Origin of the sequence: Rhodococcus mengyinensis (genome assembly GCF_048381435.1) — a bacterium.
Classification (GTDB): Bacteria; Actinomycetota; Actinomycetes; order Mycobacteriales; family Mycobacteriaceae; genus Rhodococcus_F; species Rhodococcus_F opacus_D.
In genome coordinates this window covers 1-20,694 of the sequence record NZ_JBLWIT010000097.1, presented here as the reverse complement: position 1 = coordinate 20,694, position 20,694 = coordinate 1, and the positions used below count along the sequence as shown (strand labels likewise).

The 20,694-nt window shown below is 67.1% G+C and carries 16 protein-coding genes; 11 read left to right on the top strand and 5 right to left on the bottom strand.

The features are described from left to right. Positions 1-51: 51 nt before the first annotated feature. Together ACNJ7E_RS18725 and drmB are read left to right on the top strand one after the other, a co-directional pair. Positions 52-3,057: a helicase-related protein gene (locus tag ACNJ7E_RS18725; RefSeq protein ID WP_418340679.1), complete on the top strand. Its 3,006-nt coding sequence runs from the start codon at positions 52-54 to the stop codon at positions 3,055-3,057. 11 nt (positions 3,058-3,068) lie between these two features. Further along, positions 3,069-4,940 carry a DUF1998 domain-containing protein gene (gene drmB, locus ACNJ7E_RS18720; RefSeq protein ID WP_283353870.1) on the top strand — a complete coding sequence of 624 codons (1,872 nt, stop codon included), beginning with the start codon at positions 3,069-3,071 and terminating at the stop codon, positions 4,938-4,940. 77 nt (positions 4,941-5,017) lie between these two features. On the opposite strand, the gene ACNJ7E_RS18715 is transcribed toward drmB, so the two are convergent. Then, entirely contained in the window at positions 5,018-7,108 is a 2,091-nt protein-coding gene (locus ACNJ7E_RS18715; protein WP_283353871.1) for a UvrD-helicase domain-containing protein, read from the bottom strand. A gap of 926 nt (positions 7,109-8,034) precedes the next feature. Here ACNJ7E_RS18715 and ACNJ7E_RS18710 point away from each other — a divergent pair. The 4 genes from ACNJ7E_RS18710 (at position 8,035) to ACNJ7E_RS18695 (ending at position 11,564) form a co-directional block, all read left to right on the top strand. After that, positions 8,035-8,430, top strand: a complete 396-nt coding sequence (locus ACNJ7E_RS18710) for a low affinity iron permease family protein (protein ID WP_005248960.1) — start codon at positions 8,035-8,037, stop codon at positions 8,428-8,430. A gap of 81 nt (positions 8,431-8,511) precedes the next feature. Then, positions 8,512-10,065 carry a succinic semialdehyde dehydrogenase gene (locus ACNJ7E_RS18705; RefSeq protein ID WP_280785190.1) on the top strand — a complete coding sequence of 518 codons (1,554 nt, stop codon included), beginning with the start codon at positions 8,512-8,514 and terminating at the stop codon, positions 10,063-10,065. A gap of 2 nt (positions 10,066-10,067) precedes the next feature. Further along, on the top strand, positions 10,068-10,511 hold the full coding sequence (locus tag ACNJ7E_RS18700; protein WP_418340682.1) for an SRPBCC family protein: 444 nt from the start codon (positions 10,068-10,070) through the stop codon (positions 10,509-10,511). 102 nt (positions 10,512-10,613) lie between these two features. Then, on the top strand, positions 10,614-11,564 hold the full coding sequence (locus tag ACNJ7E_RS18695) for an alpha/beta hydrolase (protein WP_418340678.1): 951 nt from the start codon (positions 10,614-10,616) through the stop codon (positions 11,562-11,564). Here the strand turns inward: ACNJ7E_RS18695 and ACNJ7E_RS18690 are convergent. The 3 genes from ACNJ7E_RS18690 to ACNJ7E_RS18680 are packed head-to-tail and all read right to left on the bottom strand — an operon-like array spanning position 11,554 to position 14,889. Next, complete coding sequence (locus tag ACNJ7E_RS18690) at positions 11,554-13,113, bottom strand: long-chain-fatty-acid--CoA ligase (RefSeq protein WP_418340677.1); 1,560 nt, start codon at positions 13,111-13,113, stop codon at positions 11,554-11,556. The two genes, ACNJ7E_RS18695 and ACNJ7E_RS18690, sit on opposite strands and share 11 nt — an antisense overlap. Before the next feature lie 10 nt (positions 13,114-13,123). Continuing rightward, positions 13,124-13,906 (bottom strand): enoyl-CoA hydratase, encoded by a 783-nt coding sequence (locus ACNJ7E_RS18685; RefSeq protein WP_418340676.1) that lies wholly within the window; start codon positions 13,904-13,906, stop codon positions 13,124-13,126. An 11-nt stretch (positions 13,907-13,917) separates the two neighbouring features. Continuing rightward, positions 13,918-14,889, bottom strand: coding sequence for an NADPH:quinone oxidoreductase family protein (locus tag ACNJ7E_RS18680; RefSeq protein WP_280785185.1), 972 nt, complete (start codon positions 14,887-14,889; stop codon positions 13,918-13,920). A 148-nt stretch (positions 14,890-15,037) separates the two neighbouring features. Here ACNJ7E_RS18680 and ACNJ7E_RS18675 point away from each other — a divergent pair, with 148 nt between their 5' ends. From ACNJ7E_RS18675 to ACNJ7E_RS18655, 5 genes are all read left to right on the top strand, one after another. Further along, positions 15,038-15,838 (top strand): crotonase/enoyl-CoA hydratase family protein, encoded by an 801-nt coding sequence (locus ACNJ7E_RS18675; protein WP_283332567.1) that lies wholly within the window; start codon positions 15,038-15,040, stop codon positions 15,836-15,838. Between the two features lie 89 nt (positions 15,839-15,927). Continuing rightward, the gene (locus ACNJ7E_RS18670) at positions 15,928-17,121 is read left to right on the top strand and encodes a thiolase family protein (RefSeq protein ID WP_061042174.1); all 1,194 of its coding nucleotides are present in this window, start codon (positions 15,928-15,930) and stop codon (positions 17,119-17,121) included. 39 nt (positions 17,122-17,160) lie between these two features. Beyond that, the gene (locus tag ACNJ7E_RS18665) at positions 17,161-17,922 is read left to right on the top strand and encodes a 3-hydroxyacyl-CoA dehydrogenase (protein WP_005264856.1); all 762 of its coding nucleotides are present in this window, start codon (positions 17,161-17,163) and stop codon (positions 17,920-17,922) included. A 10-nt stretch (positions 17,923-17,932) separates the two neighbouring features. Beyond that, on the top strand, positions 17,933-18,574 hold the full coding sequence (locus tag ACNJ7E_RS18660) for a TetR/AcrR family transcriptional regulator (RefSeq protein WP_418340675.1): 642 nt from the start codon (positions 17,933-17,935) through the stop codon (positions 18,572-18,574). A gap of 55 nt (positions 18,575-18,629) precedes the next feature. Next, positions 18,630-19,781, top strand: coding sequence for an acyl-CoA dehydrogenase family protein (locus ACNJ7E_RS18655; RefSeq protein ID WP_418340674.1), 1,152 nt, complete (start codon positions 18,630-18,632; stop codon positions 19,779-19,781). A 67-nt stretch (positions 19,782-19,848) separates the two neighbouring features. Here the strand turns inward: ACNJ7E_RS18655 and ACNJ7E_RS18650 are convergent. Further along, positions 19,849-20,694: NAD(P)H-dependent flavin oxidoreductase (locus tag ACNJ7E_RS18650; protein ID WP_418340673.1), on the bottom strand; the 846-nt coding region annotated here is incomplete at its 5' end.

Genomic DNA, 20,694 nt, shown 5'->3' with positions numbered 1-20,694 from the left:
GAAGCAGCGGCCGAGTGGGAAGCCGACGGCGGCGACACGCCCCCCGATGTCGTGAGCCGTGACGACGGTGAGCAGGGGGCGACCGACCTCGGAGTCGCACTGACGAATCTCCGCAAGCCGTCGTCGATGGGCCTTACCTTCGGGGTGGCGTCCGATATCGCGACAACCGTCTACGTCACGGTGAGTGCCGCCCGGTACGCGCCCGAGGACGAGGAAGGCCGACCCATCGAGCCCAAGCGCAGCGAAGCCCGTAGCACGGAGCAGCAGCGCGAGCGGTGGCGGAGGACGCCCTTCGAGTGTGATCCGGTACCGATCGAGCTGACAGTTCCGGGCATGCAGGCGCCGGTCGCGTTGTGTCCAGGACTCGAGTTGCGGACGCTCGTCCGCCGCCACGATCGTGAAGGTGTCGTGACGGTCACCGTCACGATCGTGAACACCTTCCGCACAGGCGAGTTCGACCTGCAGGATGCCTCCTGTTTCTTCCAGCCCGAGATCGTCGTCGAGGGGCCGAATGGGACCGCCGCGTTCGTCGAACGTGCGGCCGGCGCCAGCGCGGTGGACGACGAACAGGCGCTCAGCAGGCTGCTGCACCGACACGCGCCGTCGTTCGCGGTGGGTCACGGATGCTCGGTTGCGTGGGAGTGGCAGCCGCCGGCACTGCGGACGGCACTGTCTGGTCGAGCCGCGGTGCAGTCGATCCGCACTGATTTCATGCCGACGCACGAAGTTCTACTGACCGACTCGAATCCCGAGATCGACGACCGTGCCCTAGGAATGGCGGGCCTCGGCAGCGGCAGCCGCGACGAGGTCGTCGCGGCGCTGACACAGCTGCTCGACGGCTACGAGGAATGGATCGCCGCACGTGGTGGCGATGCCGCGGAACTCGCCGGTGGTGACTACGCGAAGGTAGCGAACGAGCAGGTTCGGCTCTGCGGTGAATCGCTCGCTCGTATGCGGCGCGGAGTCGAGCTACTCGCGGATTCCGGCAGGCCCCAGATCTTCGAAGCGTTCCAGCTGGCGAACGAGGCAATGGCCCTGCAGCGCGGCCGGAGCGCATGGATCAAGGGTGGTCGTGTCGGCGTGGTAGACGCGGCCAGCGGCCGGTGGCGGCCATTCCAGATCGCGTTCGTGCTGCTGTGCCTCGAAGGGATCGTCGACCCCGAGCACGAGGACCGCGAAATCGCGGACCTGCTGTGGTTCCCGACCGGAGGTGGCAAGACCGAGGCATACCTGGGGTTGATCGCGTTCACCGTGTTCCTCCGACGGCTCCGGGACGGCGAGGACGGCGCCGGCGTTACGGTGCTCATGCGCTACACACTCCGGCTCCTGACTCTGCAGCAGTTCGAGCGTGCGACTGTGTTGATCTGCGCCATGGAGCGCCTGCGAGTTTTGCGTGACGGACTGGGCGACACGCCCATCTCCATCGGAATGTGGGTCGGGCAGTCGGCTACCCCGAACCGGCTCGCCGACGCCGAGGTCGAACTCGACGAACTGCGCAAGAACCCGCAGAAGTCGTTGCAGCGCAAGAATCCCGTGCAGCTGAAGAGCTGCCCGTGGTGCGGTGACCGCCTTGACGCTGGCAACTACGCGGTGCAGATCGAGCAGTGCAGAATGCTCATCCATTGCCCGAACCAGCACTGTGATTTCCATGGTGGCAACGGCATCCCGGCCCATCTGGTCGATGAAGCCGTGTACGACGCGCATCCCACGCTGATCATCGCGACCGTCGACAAGTTCGCGTCGATGCCGTGGCGTCCCGAGACTGGATCGCTGTTCAACCTGGACCTCGAGGCCGTCCCGCCGGAGCTTATTGTCCAGGACGAATTGCACCTGATCTCGGGGCCGCTGGGCACATTGACAGGCCTGTACGAAACAGCAATCGACCTCTTGGCGAAGCAGCCGAAGGTGATTGCGTCCACCGCAACGATCCGCCGAGCGTCGGATCAGGTGGGTGCGCTGTTCGACCGCAAGGTTGCCCAGTTCCCGCCCGCGGGCGTCGACTCCCGTGATTCGTGGTTCGCCGTCGAGACGCCCCGGGAGGACAAGGCCTCGCGTAGGTATGTCGGACTGTTCACCCCGAGTGGAAGTCAGGCAACCCTGCTCGTCCGTACCTACGCGGCGCTGATCAACTCGGCTCAGGCCGCCGGCGAATCGGCGGACCCAGCAGTCCTGGATGCATACTGGACCTTGGTCGGCTACTTCAACAGCCTCCGACTACTCTCTGCGGCCGAGCTGCAGGTTCTCGACGATGTGCAGGATCGACTCGAACTGCTTGGGAAGAGCAACGAGTCCGGGGCCCGGTCGGCCACCGCGCTCATCGAACTCAGCAGCCGCGCCGATTCCAGCCAGATTCCGAGTCACCTGAAGAAGCTCGACATCGCACTTCCGGACGAGGATGTCCTCGACGTACTGCTGGCGACGAACATGATCTCGGTGGGCGTCGACATCGATCGGTTGGGACTGATGGCGGTGATGGGGCAGCCGCAGACCACGGCCGAGTACATCCAGGCGACCAGCCGCGTCGGGCGCCGGCATCCGGGTCTCGTTGCGGTCATGTTCAACTCGGCACGCTCGCGGGACCGTTCGCACTACGAGAAGTTCCCCAGCTTCCACTCGGCTCTGTACCGCGAGGTCGAGTCGACCAGTGTCACACCGTTCTCGGCGCGGGCGCGGGATCGAGGACTGCACGCGGTGATTGTTGCGTTGACGCGCCTGATGATCCCGAGCGCCTCCGACAACGAGGCCGCCGCGCGGATCATCGACTTCGTCGACGACGTCCGGGCGCAGATCGTGCCCGCCATCCTCGACCGCGTCGGCCAGATCGACGTGCGCGAGCGGGCTGCCACGGCGAGCCACTGCGAGGAATTCATCGATTGGTGGCTCAGTGAGGCGAATGAGCATCCGGATCTCTGCTACGAGAAGAAGCGTGGATCTAGTGGGGCTGCATTGATGGTTGGGTTCGACGACGAATCCGACGACGCCACCGGGTGGGGAACCCTGTGGAGCCTGCGCGATGTCGACGCGGAATCGACGCTGTTCTTGGAAAACAACCGGTAGGGAGCCCTGCGATGACACCTCCGAATAATCCCCGTCGACGGCGCGGTGCGGGAGCGCCCTCTCAGCCGATTCCGCGCAAGCCTGGCGCTGTGCGGCGCGCGCAACTCGTCACCACCTACGGGGTGGGCGCAATGATCGCGATCGACAACGAGTCGTTCATCGTCTCGGGTATCGACTCCTGGAAAATCGACGAGGCCCCGGTGGTGTACGAGCGCCGGCTCGCCCAGATCCTAGGCGTCTCGTCGTTTCGGCTACCGCCCGCCCCAGACCCAGACCGCGGAACCGGTGGGGTGGTTGTGCATCGCTTCCCGGAGTTCTATTCGTGCCCAGAATGCAAGGCGCTTCAGCCGTTCTTCAAGTTCAACTCGGCCAAGGGAAAGGCACGGTGCGACGAGTGTTCGGAGGATCTCGTCCCCTCGCGCTTCGTCATTGCGTGCGATCACGGCCACATCGAGGACTTCCCATACTGGAAATGGGTCCACCGCGGTGTTGAGAGGGAGAGTGGGAGGTGCGGAGGCACTCTGTCGCTCGACACAGATGGCAGTACCGCCTCGCTGCGGTCCGTGGTCGTGAGATGCACCTGCGGCGTGCCCAACGCGTCGATGGAGGGCGCGTTCCGTTCGAAAGCCCTGAAGGATCTCGGTATTCGATGCGGCGGGCGGCGGCCGTGGCTCAAGGGGGCAGCATCCCAGCTGTGTGACCAGCCGCCCCGAGCCATGCAGCGCGGTTCCTCGTCTGCGTGGCACCCGATCATGAACAGTGCACTGTCGATCCCGCCGTGGGGCGAGGGAGTGTATGCGCTCGTCGAGCAGCACAAACTGTTCGGAGCGAACGAGGACTACATCCGCTTCTACTTCAAGGATCGCGCCAGCGTGCTGGCCAAACTGAAGGCGACCGTCGAGGATGTCATCGAGGTCGTCATCGCGATCGAGGAATCTGATCCCGATCAAGGAGACGGTGAAGTGCCGGTCGTCAAGGCGAGTTCCAGGCTTCGTCAGGACGAGTATGAGGCACTCGTCCGCGGGCGGCCCGAGGTGCATGTCGCCGAGTACCAGCCGTTCGTCTGTGAGGCGCCGGAAGGTGACCCGACTCCGATTCGGGACCTGGGGATACGGGACAGCATGCTCGTCAAGCGTCTGCGTGAGGTGCGGGTGCTGTCATCGTTCGTCCGGGGCGAAGCGCCGACGGAGGCAGACCCGGAGCAGCGGCACGCGGAGATTAGTACCAAGGACGATCCGGAGTGGTTGCCAGCGATGGAGGTCAGCGGCGAAGGCGTGTTCCTCAGGCTCGATGCCGACCGGCTCGCAGCATGGGAGTCGGATCTTGCGGTCCGAGCTCGCAGTGAGCGGGTTCGGGCGAATCACAATGCGCTCCTACGCGAGCGAGGGGCCACCCGCAAGGTGAAGGACGGCAAGACGGTGGAGTCACATGTGACCCCTCGGCTTCTGCTGCTCCACACCCTCGCTCATGCGCTGATCACCGAGTGGAGCCTGGATGCCGGCTATCCGGCTTCGGCGCTGCGCGAGCGACTCTATGTCGACGGTGAGATGGCAGGAATGCTGATCTACACGGCGACCAGCGATTCGGCAGGTAGCCTCGGTGGAATTGTGGCTCAGGGCGAGCCGGACAAACTCGCGCACACGCTGCGGTCCGCCCTTGCACGCGCCGAATGGTGCTCGAACGACCCACTGTGCATGGAGGCGGAGGCGAGTGGCTCCGGCAGTGTGAACATGGCGGCCTGCCATGCGTGCGTACTGCTTCCGGAAACGAGCTGCGAGAACCTGAACGGCTTCCTGGACCGGGCGATGCTGCTGGGGGATCCGACAGGGACGCTGCCAGGCTACTTCGACGGTGCGATAGCTATGAGGCCTAACCAGCGGTGAGGCGATTCACCGATCAAGCTCGGCTACCGAGCCCGATCGGAAATTCACCCTTGTAGCTGAATTGACCCGACTACCGATCAGATCAGCGGGACGAGGAACGGGCTTGCCGGCCCACTCCAGGTGATGAGCAGGTCCTCGCGCGCGCGGGTGCATGCCACGAACAGCAGGCATCGTTCGCGTTGAATGTCCTGCTCGTGGGTCTGCAGGTCCTCCTCGGCGGGGGTGATCGCGGGGCCGGCCGGCACCTGCTTCGCGCCGACACCAACGACGGCCATGCACCGGAACTCGAGTCCCTTCATCGCATGCATGGTGCCGACGGAGACGGATTCGGTTGCGGTCTTCGACTTCGCCAGCGATCGCACGGGCACGCCCCGTCTGAACAGTTCGTCCTGCACCTTGGTGCCCAGCCATTTCGCGCGGGTCGCGATGCCTATCTCGCCGGGGTCTACACCGCCGTCGATCCACAGCTGCACGGTGTCCGCGACGTAGCCGATCTCCTCGTCCTGCGTGTCGAACTGCGTGGTCGCCGGCGGTGCGCCGTGGACCTCGGACCGGCAGCCGGCGATGGAGTCGAGCCGGCCGTCCATGTCGTCGACCCGCTCCCCACGCAGCAATTGCAGACTCCAGCCGAGGATTTCGGCGGTGGTGCGGTAGTTGAGGTTCAGCCGGCTCGACCGCCCGGTGATGTTGATGCCGACCTCGCGCAGGCTGACCTTGCTGTCGTAGATCCGCTGATGGGTGTCGCCGGCGATGAACAAACTGTCGGTGTCGTCGGCGACGGCGGCGCGGATAAGGCGCCACTGCTCGGGGCTCAGGTCCTGCGCTTCGTCGACCACGATGTGTCGGTACGGCTTCTCGGTGCGGGTTGTGAGCAGTCGAGCGGCTTCGCGGCATATCGTTTCGTGGGTCCACTGCCCGCGGACGGAGAGGAGAGATTCGAACTCACAGATAGTCTGCCACACCTGCGCCTTCTGGTTTGCGCCGAGCCGCCGCCCGCGGCCGGTCCGCTTCGCGGACAGGTACTCGTCGACAGTCGAGATGCTTTGTGAGAGTGCCACGTTGCGCCACTCTGCCGCGAGAAACACCTCCGAGAACGGCAGTTCGAGGCGATCGACGATCGATGACCATATCGCCTTCTCGTCGTCTTCGGTGAGCATCTTCGGCGTGCCGTGCGCCTCGCGGAAGGTCTGGTTGGCGAGTTTATCGACATTCTGCACGTCGATTCGGTCGAGTGCTTCCGGAGAGCTCGCGAGCAGTTTGATCCCGGCGCTGAGCGAATCGGTCAACGTTGAGGTAAACGTCGTGACGAGCACCGGACCGGTGGATCGGTGTGCCAGGCGGTGCGCCCGATGGAGCGCGACGACTGTCTTCCCGGTGCCGGGTCCGCCGGTGACACGAGCGGGCCCCCGGAAAGTCGCGTCGACGACCGACTGCTGCGTCGGGTGCAGGTAGATGCGCCAGAACGCGAACGGGTGCGCGAAGATTGCCATCAGATCGTCGGGGCCGTCGACGAGGACGATGCGATCGCTGCTGCGGGCGACAGCGGCGTCGAGGTCTTCGGGGTCGTATGGTTCGTCCACGATGCGGGCACCCAACTCGGACCACACCTGCTCGGGGGTGAGGCCGGAGGCAAGTCCGGTCAGTGCATCCCACTGGGTTTCGGGCAGGACCGGCTTGAGGGCGCTCAACTGCGACGCGTCGGTGAGGGTACGCGCGAGTACTAGGATCGTTTCGTCGATACCCAGACGGGTGAGGTCGGCATCGTTGACGTGCTCGAACAGCAACGTGGTCGACGATTTGGCAGCCTTCGCCAGCTCAGGCAGTGCCTCGTCGATCGTGACCACGTCGCGTACTTCGATGCCGCCCGTCGCACGGTTGACCGACACGTCCCGGCGACGCGCCCACATGTACGCGTCGTCGTGGGGCTTCACCGTGAGGAGGGTGTAGGAGTCACCGGTTTCGGGTGCGAGGACGATGCCGCGGTAGAACTGGTCGATCCGGATGGATCGGAATCGCGGATTGCGTGCGTCGCCGATCTTCTCCATATGGACGCCAGTGTGGGTGGCCGCCTCGAACTTTGCGAGGGTGTCGGTGATCCTGTCCTGGACCTGCTTGTCGAGGCGTCCGTATTCGCGGAGGCATTCCTTGTCGAGTGCGAGCTTCGGCATGTGGTGTACTCCCGGTAGCGACGATGGTCCGAACCATCAAACCACTCGCGTGTGGAGAGATGGTTTGGACTCGGCGCCGCGGCCGTAGGTCCGTGTTCAGACGACAGTTTTTACCGGTTCTGACCCCTAGTAGTACTCTGTTGCTCGTGGCGACTGTGGAGATCGACAGTGCTGCAGCAGAGGATCTTTCGGGAACACCTGCGGGCGCGGAGGTCGGTGCGGGCGCTCGAGGAGCGGAGGTGGTGGCGTCAGAACCAGCGGTCCGATCGACGCGGGTGGTCCTCGCGTTCTCGGAGTCTCGGCAACTGGTGCCCCTGTCCGTATCGGCTAGGTCGTCCCGCTGAGGATCACGCAGGCGACGAGAATCGCCGCGACCGACAACCCGCCGATCCAGCCGCGTCGAGGCAGTCCCAGCGCCAGTCTCGGAACTCGGGGTGACCACTCATGATCGGGGCATGTTCTGCGTCCGCCCGAGCAGCCATCTGGAGATTCTCGATGCGACGATTAGCGCATCGAGCACCTTCGGACGCAGGAAGCCCAGTAGAGGCACTCCCCGCCGAGGACGAGCATGAACAAGCCGATCCACGGGGCGCCGGTCATGAGCCCCGCGATCGCCATCGACAGCAGGAAGCTAGCGAGGACGGTGCCGACGAACCGCCACGATAATCGGATCGCTAATGGAGGTGAACGCGTCCATCTCGGGCGCGGAGGCCGCCTGCCCTGGGCGAGGTCGGATCGGCAGCGCGATGGCGGCCGGACCCCCGCACTCGGCGGAACGGGGCTTGGTACTCGGCGGACCGCGCCGAGCGCGGCCCGGATGGCGCTCCACTGCGACGGCGGCTGAGTCGTCTCCCTCGACACCGTCATCGCGGCGACTCGGGTGAAACGGGCATATCGGGAGTGGCAGCTGAGCCTAGACTCCGAAGATGGTGCGCAACGCGAAGGCCGCACGTCAGCAGCCCACCGATCAGCGTTCGGCGTTCGACAGGTTCGTGGAGCAGATCGAACTCCGGGTCAGCCAGGCGCCGTTCTTCGGGATCTGCGCAGGAGTGGTCGCGCTGTGGGTCGTCAGCATTCCGCTCTGGAAGGACCTTCACGAGTGGCAGATCGCCATCCACACCGCCGGTGCCGTCTTCACGCTGCTCCTCGTGGTGCTGCTCGAGAATGCCAGCCGCCGTGCCACCGAGGCTCTGCAGGAGAAACTGAACGTCATCGCCGAGGCGCTCGCCGCCCTGCTCGATTCCTCCGCCCAGGACAACCCCGAGCTGAAGAAGGCGGAGGAGAAGTTGCGGGAGGCTGTCGGGCTCGAAGACCGGCACTAGTCCATCCGCCCCTGTGACTTGGCGCACCAAGCAGGTAAGTTATGTGTAACCGCAAAAACTACTAACCAGTAGGGGTACGAAATGCCTGTTCCGTCCGCCGCCACGTTCGCGCGGCTCGCCGACCTCATCGCCATCCCGGATGCGGCGGATCGCCCGACGCGGTCCGTCGTCGAGGCGTTCACGGGTAAGGAACTGGCCACCGTCCCGGTCGGTACCGCTCAGGACGCCAAGGACGCGATCGCACGCGCCCGGGTGGCACAGAAGGAATGGGCCAAGCGTCCCGTCACGGAACGCGCCGCGATCTTCCACCGGTACCGCGACCTGGTGCTCGAGAACCGCGACGCCCTGATGGACATGGCTCAGGCGGAGACGGGCAAGTCCCGCGCCGCCGCGCAGGAGGAGGTCCTCGACATCTCGATGACCGCCCGCCACTACGCGCGCGTCGCCCCCAAGCTGCTGCGTCCCCGGCGCATCTCGGGCATGCTGCCCGGCCTCACCAAGACGGTCGTGCGGTACCAGCCGAAGGGCGTCGTCGGCGTCATCTCGCCGTGGAACTACCCCATGACCCTCGCGGTGTCCGACGCGGTCGCCGCGCTCCTCGCCGGCAACGCCGTCGTCCTCAAGCCCGACAGCCAGACCCCGTACTGCGCGCTGGCCTGCGTCGACCTGCTGTACCAGGCCGGGCTGCCGCGCGACCTGTTCGCCGTCGTCCCCGGACCGGGCTCGGTGGTCGGCACCGCCCTCGTCGAGAACACCGAGTACCTGATGTTCACCGGGTCCTCGGCCACGGGTCAGCTCCTCGCCGAGCAGGCCGGTCGCCGTCTCATCGGCTTCTCCGCCGAACTCGGCGGCAAGAACCCGATGATCGTCACCGCAGGCGCGAACCTCCGTGAGGTCACCGACGCCGCCGTCCGCGCCTGCTACTCCAACTCCGGGCAGCTGTGCATCTCGATCGAGCGGATCTACGTCGAGGAGTCCATCGCACCCGAGTTCACCCGGTTGTTCGGGGAACGCGTCCGCAACATGAAGCTCGGCGCCGGCTACGACTTCGGCATCGAAATGGGCAGTCTCGTCTCCGAGGCGCAGGTCAAGGCCGTGTCCAGCCACGTCGACGACGCCGTCGTCAAGGGCGCCACCGTGGTCGCCGGCGGTAAGGCGCGCCCCGACCTCGGCCCCCTGTTCTACGAGCCGACCGTCCTGACCGGCGTTCCCGAGGACGCCGAGTGCTACCGCGACGAGACGTTCGGACCGCTGGTCTCGATCTACCCCGTCGCCGATGTGGACGAGGCGATCGAACGCGCCAACGACACCGAATACGGCCTGAACGCCAGCGTGTGGGCGGGAACCAAGGCGGAGGGCGAGGCCATCGCCGCACGGATCCACGCCGGAACCGTCAACGTCGACGAGGGTTACGCCCCGGCATGGGGCAGCACCGGTGCGCCGATGGGCGGCATGGGAGTGTCCGGTGTCGGTCGCCGCCACGGCGACGACGGGCTCCTCAAGTACACCGAACCGCAGACCATCGCCACCACCCGCATCCTCAACCTCGGCGGTCCGCGCGGACTGTCGCCGAAGGTGTGGGCCAAGATCATGCCGCCTTTCGTGAAGGCGCTGCAGTGGATCCCGGGCCGGTAGCCGTGGACACTGCGAGCATCGTGATCGAGGTTCCGCCCGCGATCGTGTGGGACGTGGTGACCGACGTGGAGGGCATGGGCCGGTTCAGCCCCGAGAACACTGGGGCCCGTTGGAAGTCCGGCACCCCGGTGACGGTGGGCGCGCGGTTCGTCGGCGCCAACCGGCACGGCCCGGTTCGGTGGAAGACGCACTGCACCGTCGTGGATATCGTTCCGGGCCAGAAGTTCTCCTTCGAGGCGGACGAGCCGAAGGCGCGCTGGACGTATCATCTCGAACCCTCCGGCGCGGGCACACTCGTCACCGAGACCCGGGAGATCTACGCGACGCCCGTATGGTGGGTGCGGCTGGTGCAGAAGTCGAAGGTGCTGGGCAGCAACCGCGACCAGCTGATGCAGGATGGGATGCGGCAGACCCTCGAGCGCATGAAAGTCGCACTCGAGAGCTGATTTTCCACCCTGGGGTGCCGATTCTTCACCCTAGGGTGGCTGTCGCCGCCGCGCGCAGGGCCCGAGACTGGACCATGTCCACACCTCTCGGAGGCGCCTCCCATGAATCCTCGGCCGTCACCCGTCGAAGCTGGTCGGTCGTGCCCTGACGTCCGCCGTGAGGACGTGTGGTTCTCCTCGCGGGGACAGCGCTGCGCGGCCTGGCTGTACCGGCGCCATTCCGAAACCCACACGGCAGCACCCTGTGTGGTGCTCGCGCACGGCTGGAGCGGGGTACGCGAACAGAGACTCGACGCGTTCGCGGAACGGTTCGCGGCCGCGGGAGTCACGGCGCTGGTGTTCGACTACCGCTACTTCGGCGCCAGCGAGGGCGAACCCCGCCAACTGCTCGACATCGACAGCCAACTCGACGACTGGGACAGCGCCGTCGCGTTCGTGCGCAGCCGCCCGGACATCGACCCCAGCCGGGTCGCGCTATGGGGAACGTCACTGTCCGGCGGACTCGTCCTGACGGCGGCAGCGCGGGACCGGCGGGTGGCCGCGGTCGTGTCGCAGGTTCCGTACGTCGACGGTCTGACGAACCTTCCGCGACTGGGTGTGGTCGGCCTCGGCCGCATGGCGGTCGCCTACCTGCGGGACCGGTACGCCCAGCTGCGGCACCGGCCGCCGTACATGTTTCCCGTCGTCGGGCAGCCGGGCTCGTTCGCGGCCATGACCACACCCGACGCGGAGGCGGGATATCACGGGATGGATCCGCCCGGTTCGACATGGCGCAACGAGACACCGGGGCGGGTGGCGTTGCAGGCAGCGCTGTACCGGCCGACGAAAACGGTCGCGAAGATCGCCTGCCCCGTCTTCTTCGCCATCGCGGACCACGACGTAGTCACGTTCACCCGCAGCGCGCAGAAGGCCGCGGCCAAGACCCCGGGCGCCGAGGTGCACGTGTACCCGGGCGGTCATTTCGACCCTTACTTCGGCGAGCTCTTCGAGCGGGTGGTCGTGGACGAGACCGACTTCCTCGTCCGCCACCTCCGTCCCCCGGCTAGCCGCTGACCGTGCCGAACTGTTCCCGCAGAACACCTTTGACGACCTTCCCGCTGGCGTTGCTGGGCAGTTGGGGGAGGACCTCGACGAATTTGGGCCGCTTGTAGCGGGCGACCCGGCCGTCGAGCCAGTCCGCGAGGGCGTCGACCTCGAGCGCCGCCCCGGCCCGCGGGACGACGACCGCGACGGGAACCTCACCCCACCGCTCGTCGGCCCGCCCGATCACCGCGACATCCATGATGTCCGGGTGGGCGGCCAGGGCATTCTCGACCTCGGCGCAGTAGATGTTCTCCCCACCCGAGATGATCATGTCCTTCTTGCGGTCTACCACGTACACGAACCCGTCCGAGTCCACCCGCACGAGGTCGCCGGAGTGGAACCAGCCGCCGTCGAACGCGTCCGCGGTGGCCGCGGGGTTCCGCCAGTACCCCTCCATGAGTCCCGGGCCGCGGTAGACGATCTCACCGATCTCGCCCTGCGCCACATCGTTCATCGCTTCGTCGACCACGCGCATCGCCACGGTGTCGATCGGTTTCCCGACCGACCCGATCTTGCGCACGGCGTCCTTGCCGTCGAGCATGCACGTCACCGGCGACATCTCGGTCTGCCCGAAGAACGCGACGATCGCGGCGTCCGGGAAGGCGGCGTACAGGCGGTCGAGGAGTGTCGGGGTGGCCGGCGCGGCTCCCCAGCCCAGCACCCGCAGGGCGAGGTCCCGACCCTCGGGGCCGGCGTCGTCGAGGATGGCCTGCCACTGGGTGGGCACCATGAACACGCTGGTCACCCGCTCACGCTCGAGCGCGTCGAGTAGTTCGGTCGCATCGAACGCACCGGTCGGGTGGATCACGATGGTGGCGCCGATCAGCAGGAACGGCCCGACGCTGCCGAGGGCGGCGATGTGGAACAGCGGGGACGAGACCAGGTTGACCTCGGACTCGGTGTCGAACAGTCGCCATCCCCGGATCAGGGTCAGTGCCTGCGCCTGCAGATTGAGGTGCGACAGCACCGCGCCCTTCGGACGACCGGTGGTGCCGGACGTGTACATGATGGCGGCGGGGGAGCCTTCCGCCACGTCCGCGATCGGGACGTCGGGATCGGCTGCGCGCAACTGCGTCTCGAGCGAGACGTCGTCGGGGGCGTCGCCGACCACGAGAACCGGCACGCTGTCGTCGACCTCCGCGGCGAGCCCGGTGAGCGAATCCTCCACGACCACGACGGTGGCGTCGCTGTCGGCGACGATGAACCGCACCTCGCCGGGGCTGAGCCGGAAGTTCACCGGCACCGCGATCGCACCCAGGCGAGTCGCCGCCAGCATCACCTCGAGGAACTCGGGGCGATTGGTCAGCAGCAGCACGACGCGGTCACCGCGGCCGACACCATGGGCGGCCAGGACCGCCGCGGTCCGCGCACTGCGGTCCTCGAGTTCCCGCCAGGTGGTCGACGTGCCCCGGAACCGGAGCGCCACCGCATCGGGTTTCGCGAACGCATGCCGGGCAACATGATTCGCCCAGTGCGTGCGCCGGGAGGCGAAGGGCTGAGCGTCCGACGTCGCTGTCATCGTGATGCCGTCAGCCGCGGCCGAACACTGCCGGACGCTTCTCCAGGAACGCCGCGACGCCTTCCCGGAAGTCGGGGGCGGCGAGGAGATCGAGCTGACCCGTGCGCTCACGGGCGAACGCGTTGTCGAGTTCGAAGAGGGTGGCGTCGTTGACCGCGTCCTTGGTGAAGTGGAACGCCTCCGACGGTCCGTCGGCGAGACGTCGCGCGAGGGCGTCGACGGTCGCGGCGAACTCGTCGTCGGGGTACACGTCGGCGATCAACCCGGCCGCGAGAGCCTCAGGTGCGGGAAGTCGTTCGGCCAGGAGAGCCATCTTCAGCGCGCGGGCGCGACCGACCGACGCGGCGACCAGTGCGGTGGCACCACCGTCCGGCATCAGGCCGACCTTCGCGAACGCCAGCAGGAAATAGCTCGACGCGGTGGCGACCGTGAGGTCGCAGGCCAGGGCGAGGGACACCCCGACGCCGGCGGCGGGACCGTTGACCGCACCGATCACGGGCCGGGGGAACGCGCGAATCGTGGCCGCCGTGCGGTTCGCGGCGTCGATCGTCGCGGACGACGGCGGGCCGGAGACGTTCTCGCCACCCAGGTCCGCACCCGTGCAGAACGCACGACCGGCGCCGGTGAGGACGGCAGCCCGCACCTTCGCGTCGCCCGCGTACTTGTCGAATGCGTCGGCGACGGCATCGAGGGTTTCGGTGGTCACGGCGTTCATGCGGGCGGGACGGTCGAGGGTGACGCGGAGGACGCCGTCGTCGACGGTCGTGTCCACGCCGGGAATGTCGGAGCTCATGGGGATCCTTGTCAGGAAGGGTGGACAGAGAGGGCGATCTTGCCGGTGGCGGAACGGGTTTCGAGCGTCCGCAGTGCGTCGCCGGCGTGTTCGAACGAGTAGGTGGTGGGTTCGGCGATCTGCAGCGCCCCCGATTCGAGGAGCGGGCCCAGGGTCGCCCACTGCCTGCCCGTATAGCCGGGGTTGGTCCGCACGTACTCGCCCCAGCCGGCCCCGAGAACGGAGATGTTACGCAGGAGAAGGCGATTGACCTTGACGGTGGGGATCTCGCCGCCGGTGAAGCCGAGGACCACCAGCCGCCCGTTGGGCGCGAGGCTGCGCAGGCTGTCGGTGAAACGGTCGCCGCCGACCGGGTCGAGGATGATGTCGACTCCGCGGCCTGCGGTGAGGTCGCGGACCCGGTCCTTCCAGCCGTCCACGAGGACGACGTGATCGGCGCGGTTGGCCTTTGCGATGCCGGCCTTCTCCTCGGTGCTGACCACGGCGATCGTCTCGAGTCCCAGCGCGGCCGCGACCTGCAGTGCGGCGACCCCGACACCGCCTGCGGCGCCGTGCACCAGCACGGTCTCACCGGCGCGGTAGCGGGCGCGCTCGTCGAGGGCGAAGTGCACGGTGAGGTAGTTCATCAGGAAGCCCGCCCCGGCCTCGAGCGACACCGAATCGGGCAGCGGGAACACCGAGTCCGGCTCCACCGCAATGGTCTGCTGCCACGATCCGTCCGACGCGAGGACGGCCACCCGCTGCCCGGCACGGATGCCGCTGTCCGTGGGTGCGCTGCGGACCACGCCCGCGCCCTCGACACCGAGCACGAACGGCAGTTCCCGGACGAGCTGGTAGCTGCCCGTGGTCTGCAGAAGGTCGGGAAACGACACTCCGGCGGCGTGCAGATCCACGACGACGCGGCCGGTGCCGTCGGGTTCGTCGATCTCGACGAGCTGGACTCCGGCGGGGCCGGAAGCGGTGGTCAATTGCTGGGCATACACGTGGTGATCTCCTCCGTCGGTCCCTGACTATCCATACCAGACGCAACTGAACGGGCGCTAGATAAATTCGACCATTGACCCTGCAGGTGACGCCGTGGTACTAACTTTAACGAGCGATCAGTAATCATGCCGAGGCGGAGGACGAGACGTGCCAGAACAGACGGAGACGACGGAGGCAGCCGCACTGTGGGAGCGGCGCGGAGGCATCGGCATCATCACGCTGAACCGCCCCAAGGCGCTCAATGCGGTGAACGGCGCGTTGTCGACCGCAGTGGGCAATCTGCTCGAGCAGGCCGAGAACGACCCCGAGGTGCGGGTGGTCGTCGTGACCGGGGCCGGCCGCGCGTTCTGCGCCGGCGCCGATCTCAAGGCCCTCTCCACGGGCGGGAACATCGCTGCGGAGGGGCACCCCGAATGGGGCTTCGCCGGATACGCGCAACACTGGATCAGCAAGCCGACCATCGCCGCGGTCAACGGCTTCGCCCTCGGCGGCGGCACCGAACTGGTCCTCGCCAGTGACCTCGCGGTCGTCGATGAAGAAGCGGCCCTCGGGCTTCCCGAGGTCAAGCGCGGACTGTTCGCCGCCGCCGGCGGCGTGATCCGCCTGCAGCAGCAGATCCCGAAGAAGGTCGCGCTGGAAATCGCACTCACCGGCGAGCCGATCACCGCGGCGCAGGGCAAGGAACTGGGCCTGGTCAACCGTGTCGCCCCGGCAGGCACCGCCCTCGACGTCGCGCTCGAACTCGCCGAGCAGATCGCCGCCAACGCACCGCTGTCGGTGCGCGAATCGAAGGCCATGATCCACCGCACCGCAACCGAACCCGACTGGGGCGACGGGGCGTGGGAGGCGAACAACGCCGCTATCGCCACCATCTTCACCAGCGCCGACGCCAAGGAAGGCCCGACGGCGTTCGCCGAGAAGCGCCAGCCGGTCTGGCAGGGCCGCTGACCCGTGAGTACTTATTAACCGCGGGCGGTTAATAAGTACTCACGGGCGGCGCAGCCGCACACACTTTCTCCTCCTCGAAAGGGAACATCATGACCAACGCTGTCATCGTGGACGTCGTCCGCCTCGCCTCCGGCAAGGGCAAGCCGGGTGGTGCGCTGTCCGGCACGCACCCGGTCGAACTGCTGGCGCACGTGCTCCGCAGCATCGTCGAACGCAACGGCATCGACCCCGCACAGGTCGACGATGTCATCGGCGGCTGCGTCGGGCAGGCCGGCGAGCAGGCCCTCAACATCTCCCGGACAGCGGTGCTGTCGGCCGGATTCCCGGATTCGGTTCCGGCCACCACCGTCGACCGCCAGTGCGGCTCGAGCCAGCAGGCGGCGCACTTCGCCGCGCAGGGCGTGATCGCCGGCGCCTACGACATCGTGATCGCCTGCGGTGTGGAGTCGATGTCCCGTGTTCCGATGGGCACGACGACCATCGGTCAGGACGCGTCCGGCCCGGGCATCGCCGCCCGCTACCCCGAGGGACTCGTCAACCAGGGCATCTCCGCCGAACTGATCGCCGCCAAGTGGAAGTTCGACCGCGACACCCTCGACGCGTTCTCAGCGCAGTCGCATCAGCGTGCCGCCGACGCCCTGTCGAAGGGCCTGTTCGACAAGGAGATCGTCCCGATCTCGGTCACCAACGCCGCCGGTGAGACGGTGACCCACACCGCCGACGAGACCGTGCGCGCCTCCACCACCGCCGAGGGACTGTCCGGGCTGAAGTCGTCGTTCTACTCCGAGAAGTACGCGGCCCGGTTCCCCGAGGCGCAGTGGCACATCACCCCGGGCAACTCGTCGCCGCTGACCGACGGCGCGTCCGCGGCGCTGATCATGAGCGAGGAGATGGCGTCGAAGCTGGGGCTGACCCCGCGGGCCCGGTTCCACTCGTTCGCCGTTGCCGGTGACGATCCGGTCTTCATGCTCACCGCGCCGATCCCGGCGACGAAGAAGATCCTCGCGAAGTCGGGGCTGAGCATCGACGACATCGACGCCTACGAGGTCAACGAGGCGTTCGCGCCGGTGCCGCTGGCGTGGGCGCACGAATTCGGGGCCGACCCGGCCAAGCTCAACCCGTGGGGCGGCGCCATCGCGCTCGGGCACGCACTCGGCTCTTCGGGCACCCGCCTGCTGAGCACCCTGGTCAACAACCTCGAGGCCACCGGCGGACGCTACGGCCTGCAGACCATGTGCGAGGGCGCGGGCATGGCCAACGCCACCATCATCGAACGCATCTGACCCACTTCCCCGAAAACCCTGCCTCCGAAAGGTATAGACATGATCGTCAATGACAGCGTCGCACTCGTCACCGGCGGTGCCTCGGGCCTCGGCCTGGCCACCACCAAGGCCCTGCTCGCCGACGGCGCCAGCGTCGTCATCATCGACCTGCCCTCGTCCAACGGTGAGACCGTCGCCAAGGAACTCGGCGACCGCGTGCGCTTCGCCGCTGGCGACGTCACCAGCGAGGCCGACGTGTCCGCCGCACTCGATGTCGCGGAGTCGCTCGGACCGCTGCGTGTCGCCGTGAACTGCGCCGGCATCGGCAACGCCATCAAGACCGTGAGCAAGAACGGCGCGTTCCCGCTGGCCGACTTCACCAAAATCGTCACCGTCAACCTGATCGGCACGTTCAACGTGATCCGTCTTGCCGCCGAGCGCATCTCGAAGAACGAGCCGATCGACGGCGAGCGCGGCGTCATCATCAACACCGCCTCCGTAGCCGCATACGAGGGCCAGATCGGTCAGGCCGCGTACTCCGCGTCCAAGGGCGGCGTCGTCGGCATGACCCTGCCGATCGCTCGCGACCTGGCGTCGCTGCTGATTCGCGTCAACACGATCGCTCCCGGCCTGTTCAAGACGCCGCTGCTCGGCTCCCTGCCGGAGGCTGCGCAGCAGTCGCTCGGCGGTCAGGTCCCGCACCCCTCGCGTCTCGGCGACCCGTCCGAGTACGGCGCGCTCGCCGCGCACATCGTCAGCAACCCGATGCTCAACGGCGAGACCATCCGTCTCGACGGCGCCATCCGCATGGCACCGCGCTGATCGGCGACCTGTGACTCTGCGCGAGGACGGGCCGACGGTGACGGAGCCGGTGTACACCGACTGGCGGACGTTCGAGGCCCTGCCGCTGACGCCCATCCTCGAGCAGGCATTGGATCTGTTCAACGAGAACGGTTACCACGGCACGACGGTGCGGCAGATCGCCCGTCGTGTCGGGGTGACCGTTCCGGCCCTGTACTACCACCACGAGAGCAAGGAAGCCGTTCTCGTGGCCCTGTTCGAAATGCAGATGCGCGAACTGAACGACCGCGCCGAGGCAGCCGCCCGCGAGGCCGGCGACGACGTGGTGGCGCAATTCTCCAACGTCGTCGAGGCGATCGTCCTGTACATGACGTACCGAGTGCGGCACGTGTCCCTCGACACCGAGTTGCGGCACGTCTCGGTCGACAGCCGCAGCCGCTACGCCGCGACCCGCAAGCGGCTCGAACTGATGATGATCGACCTCGTCGCCGACGGCGTCGCCCGCGACGTGTTCCACAGCGGGGACGTCCCCGAGACCGTGCGCGCCCTCCTCGGGATGTGCCAGTCCATTCCACGCTGGTTCCAGCTCGGTGGAGCACTGACCCCCGAGCAGGTCGCCGGCCGCTACGTCGACATCGCTCTACACACCGTCGGGTATCTACCCGACCACTGACATCGCGCCGGGTCCACCGAGCCGGACGAGCTCGTCCCGGCGACAAGGAGAGACCATGCAGCGCACCCTTTTCGAGAAGGATCACGAAGCGTACCGGGAGACCGTGCGCGAATTCCTCGCCCGCGAGATCGAGCCGAATTACGAACGGTGGGAATCCGAGCGGCTCATCGACCGCTCGGCGTGGCTGGCGGCCGGCAAGTCCGGGATCGTCGGACTCGGTGTGCCCGAGGAATTCGGTGGCTCGGGCGTCACCGACTACCGCTTCCGGTACGTCGTCGCCGAGGAGATCGCCCGCACCGCGACGACGTCGTTCGGTTCGGGACTGTCCCTCCAGGACGACATCGCCATCCCGTACATCGTGAACCTCGGCACGGACGAGCAGAAGCAGCGGTGGCTGCCCGGCATGGCCGCGGGCGAGCTGATCGGCGCCATCGCGATGACCGAGCCCGGCGCCGGCAGCGACCTGCAGGGCGTGAAGACCACCGCGGTGCGGGACGGCGACGAGTGGGTGATCAACGGTCAGAAGACGTTCATCACCAACGGCATTCACTCCGACCTCGTCATCGTCGTCGCGCGCACCGACCCGAGCGCCGGTTCCAAGGGCTTCTCCCTGCTCGTCGTGGAGCGGGGCATGCCCGGTTTCAGCCGTGGCCGCAAGCTGCACAAGGTCGGACTGGCCGGTCAGGACACGGCCGAGCTCGTGTTCGAGGACGTGCGGGTACCCGCCACCAATCTGCTCGGCACCGAGGGTCGCGGCTTCGTCCACCTCATGGAAAACCTGCCCCTCGAACGTATTTCGATCGCGGTCAACGCGATCGCCGCCGCGAAGGCCGCCTACCAGTGGACGAGGGGCTACGTGTTCGAGCGCAAGGCGTTCGGCAAGCCGATCGGCGATCTGCAGAACACCCGGTTCGCGCTGGCGGAGATGCTCACCGAGATCGAGGTGACCGAATCGCACATCGACCGGTGCGTACTCGCCTTGAACGCAGACGAACTCACCGCCGTCGACGCGTCGAAGGGCAAGTGGTGGGCCAGTGAACTGCAGAAGCGTGTCGTCGACCGCTGCGTCCAGTTGCACGGCGGCTACGGCTACATGATGGAGTACCCCATCGGCCGCGCATACGTCGACAGCCGGATCCAGACGATCTACGGCGGCACCACCGAGATCATGAAGGAAATCATCGGTCGCGACATCGCGGCACGATAGCGGCTCCGCCGCCCGTGCGCCTTTTTGGTTGTCCCAGTTACCAAAAAGGCGCACGGGCGCGAAGCGCCTAGAGCAGGCGGGCCCTCGCTTCGGCGTACTCGCGGGTGAGGCGTTCGACGATCTCCGCTGCCGGGACGACGGCGTCGACAGCGCCGATGCCCTGTCCTGCGCCCCAGATGTCGCGCCAGGGCTTGGCTTCCGTCTTCGCGGCGGTGTCCGCGTCCTCGCCGACACCGAAGTTCATGGCGGACGGGTCGGACTGGGCGAGGTTGTTCGGGTCGAGTCCGGCGGCCTCGATGCTGCCGCGCAGATAGTTGCCGTGCACCCCGGTGAACAGATTGGAGTAGACGATGTCGGACGCGGTGGAGTCGACGATCATCTGCTTGTAGCCCTGGTCTGCGTTGGCCTCTTCGGTGGCGATGAACGCGGAGCCGACGTAGGCGAGGTCGGCGCCTGCGGCCTGCGCGGCGAGGACCGAGCGGCCGTGGGCGATGGAGCCCGACAGCAGGACCGGCCCGTCGAACCATTCGCGGATCTCCTGGATCAACGCGAACGGCGACAGGGTGCCCGCGTGTCCGCCCGCGCCGGCCGCGACGGCGATGAGGCCGTCGGCGCCCTTCTCCACGGCCTTCTTCGCGAATTTGTTGTTGATGACGTCGTGGAGGACGATGCCGCCGTAGCTGTGGATGGCCTCGTTGACGTCGGCGCGGGCGCCGAGGGACGTGATGACGATCGGGACCTCGAACTCGACGATGGTCGCGAGGTCCTCGTCGAGGCGGTCGTTGCTCTTGTGGACGATCAGGTTGACCGCGTACGGCGCGGACGGTGTCTCCGGGTTGTTGGCGTCGTGTTTGGCGAGTTCTTCGGTGATGCGGGTGAGCCATTCACGCAGGACGGGCTGCGGGCGGGCGTT

Bases quoted from the DNA above. Each gene is read 5' to 3' on its own strand.
- ACNJ7E_RS18655 (WP_418340674.1), top strand. From the start codon at position 18,630: ATGCAGCGCACCCTTTTCGAGAAGGATCACGAAGCGTACCGGGAGACC.
- ACNJ7E_RS18670 (WP_061042174.1), top strand. From the start codon at position 15,928: ATGACCAACGCTGTCATCGTGGACGTCGTCCGCCTCGCCTCCGGCAAG.
- ACNJ7E_RS18665 (WP_005264856.1), top strand. From the start codon at position 17,161: ATGATCGTCAATGACAGCGTCGCACTCGTCACCGGCGGTGCCTCGGGC.
- drmB (WP_283353870.1), top strand. From the start codon at position 3,069: ATGACACCTCCGAATAATCCCCGTCGACGGCGCGGTGCGGGAGCGCCC.
- ACNJ7E_RS18685 (WP_418340676.1), bottom strand. From the start codon at position 13,906: ATGAGCTCCGACATTCCCGGCGTGGACACGACCGTCGACGACGGCGTC.
- ACNJ7E_RS18695 (WP_418340678.1), top strand. From the start codon at position 10,614: ATGAATCCTCGGCCGTCACCCGTCGAAGCTGGTCGGTCGTGCCCTGAC.
- ACNJ7E_RS18710 (WP_005248960.1), top strand. From the start codon at position 8,035: ATGGTGCGCAACGCGAAGGCCGCACGTCAGCAGCCCACCGATCAGCGT.
- ACNJ7E_RS18690 (WP_418340677.1), bottom strand. From the start codon at position 13,113: ATGACAGCGACGTCGGACGCTCAGCCCTTCGCCTCCCGGCGCACGCAC.
- ACNJ7E_RS18705 (WP_280785190.1), top strand. From the start codon at position 8,512: ATGCCTGTTCCGTCCGCCGCCACGTTCGCGCGGCTCGCCGACCTCATC.
- ACNJ7E_RS18715 (WP_283353871.1), bottom strand. From the start codon at position 7,108: ATGCCGAAGCTCGCACTCGACAAGGAATGCCTCCGCGAATACGGACGC.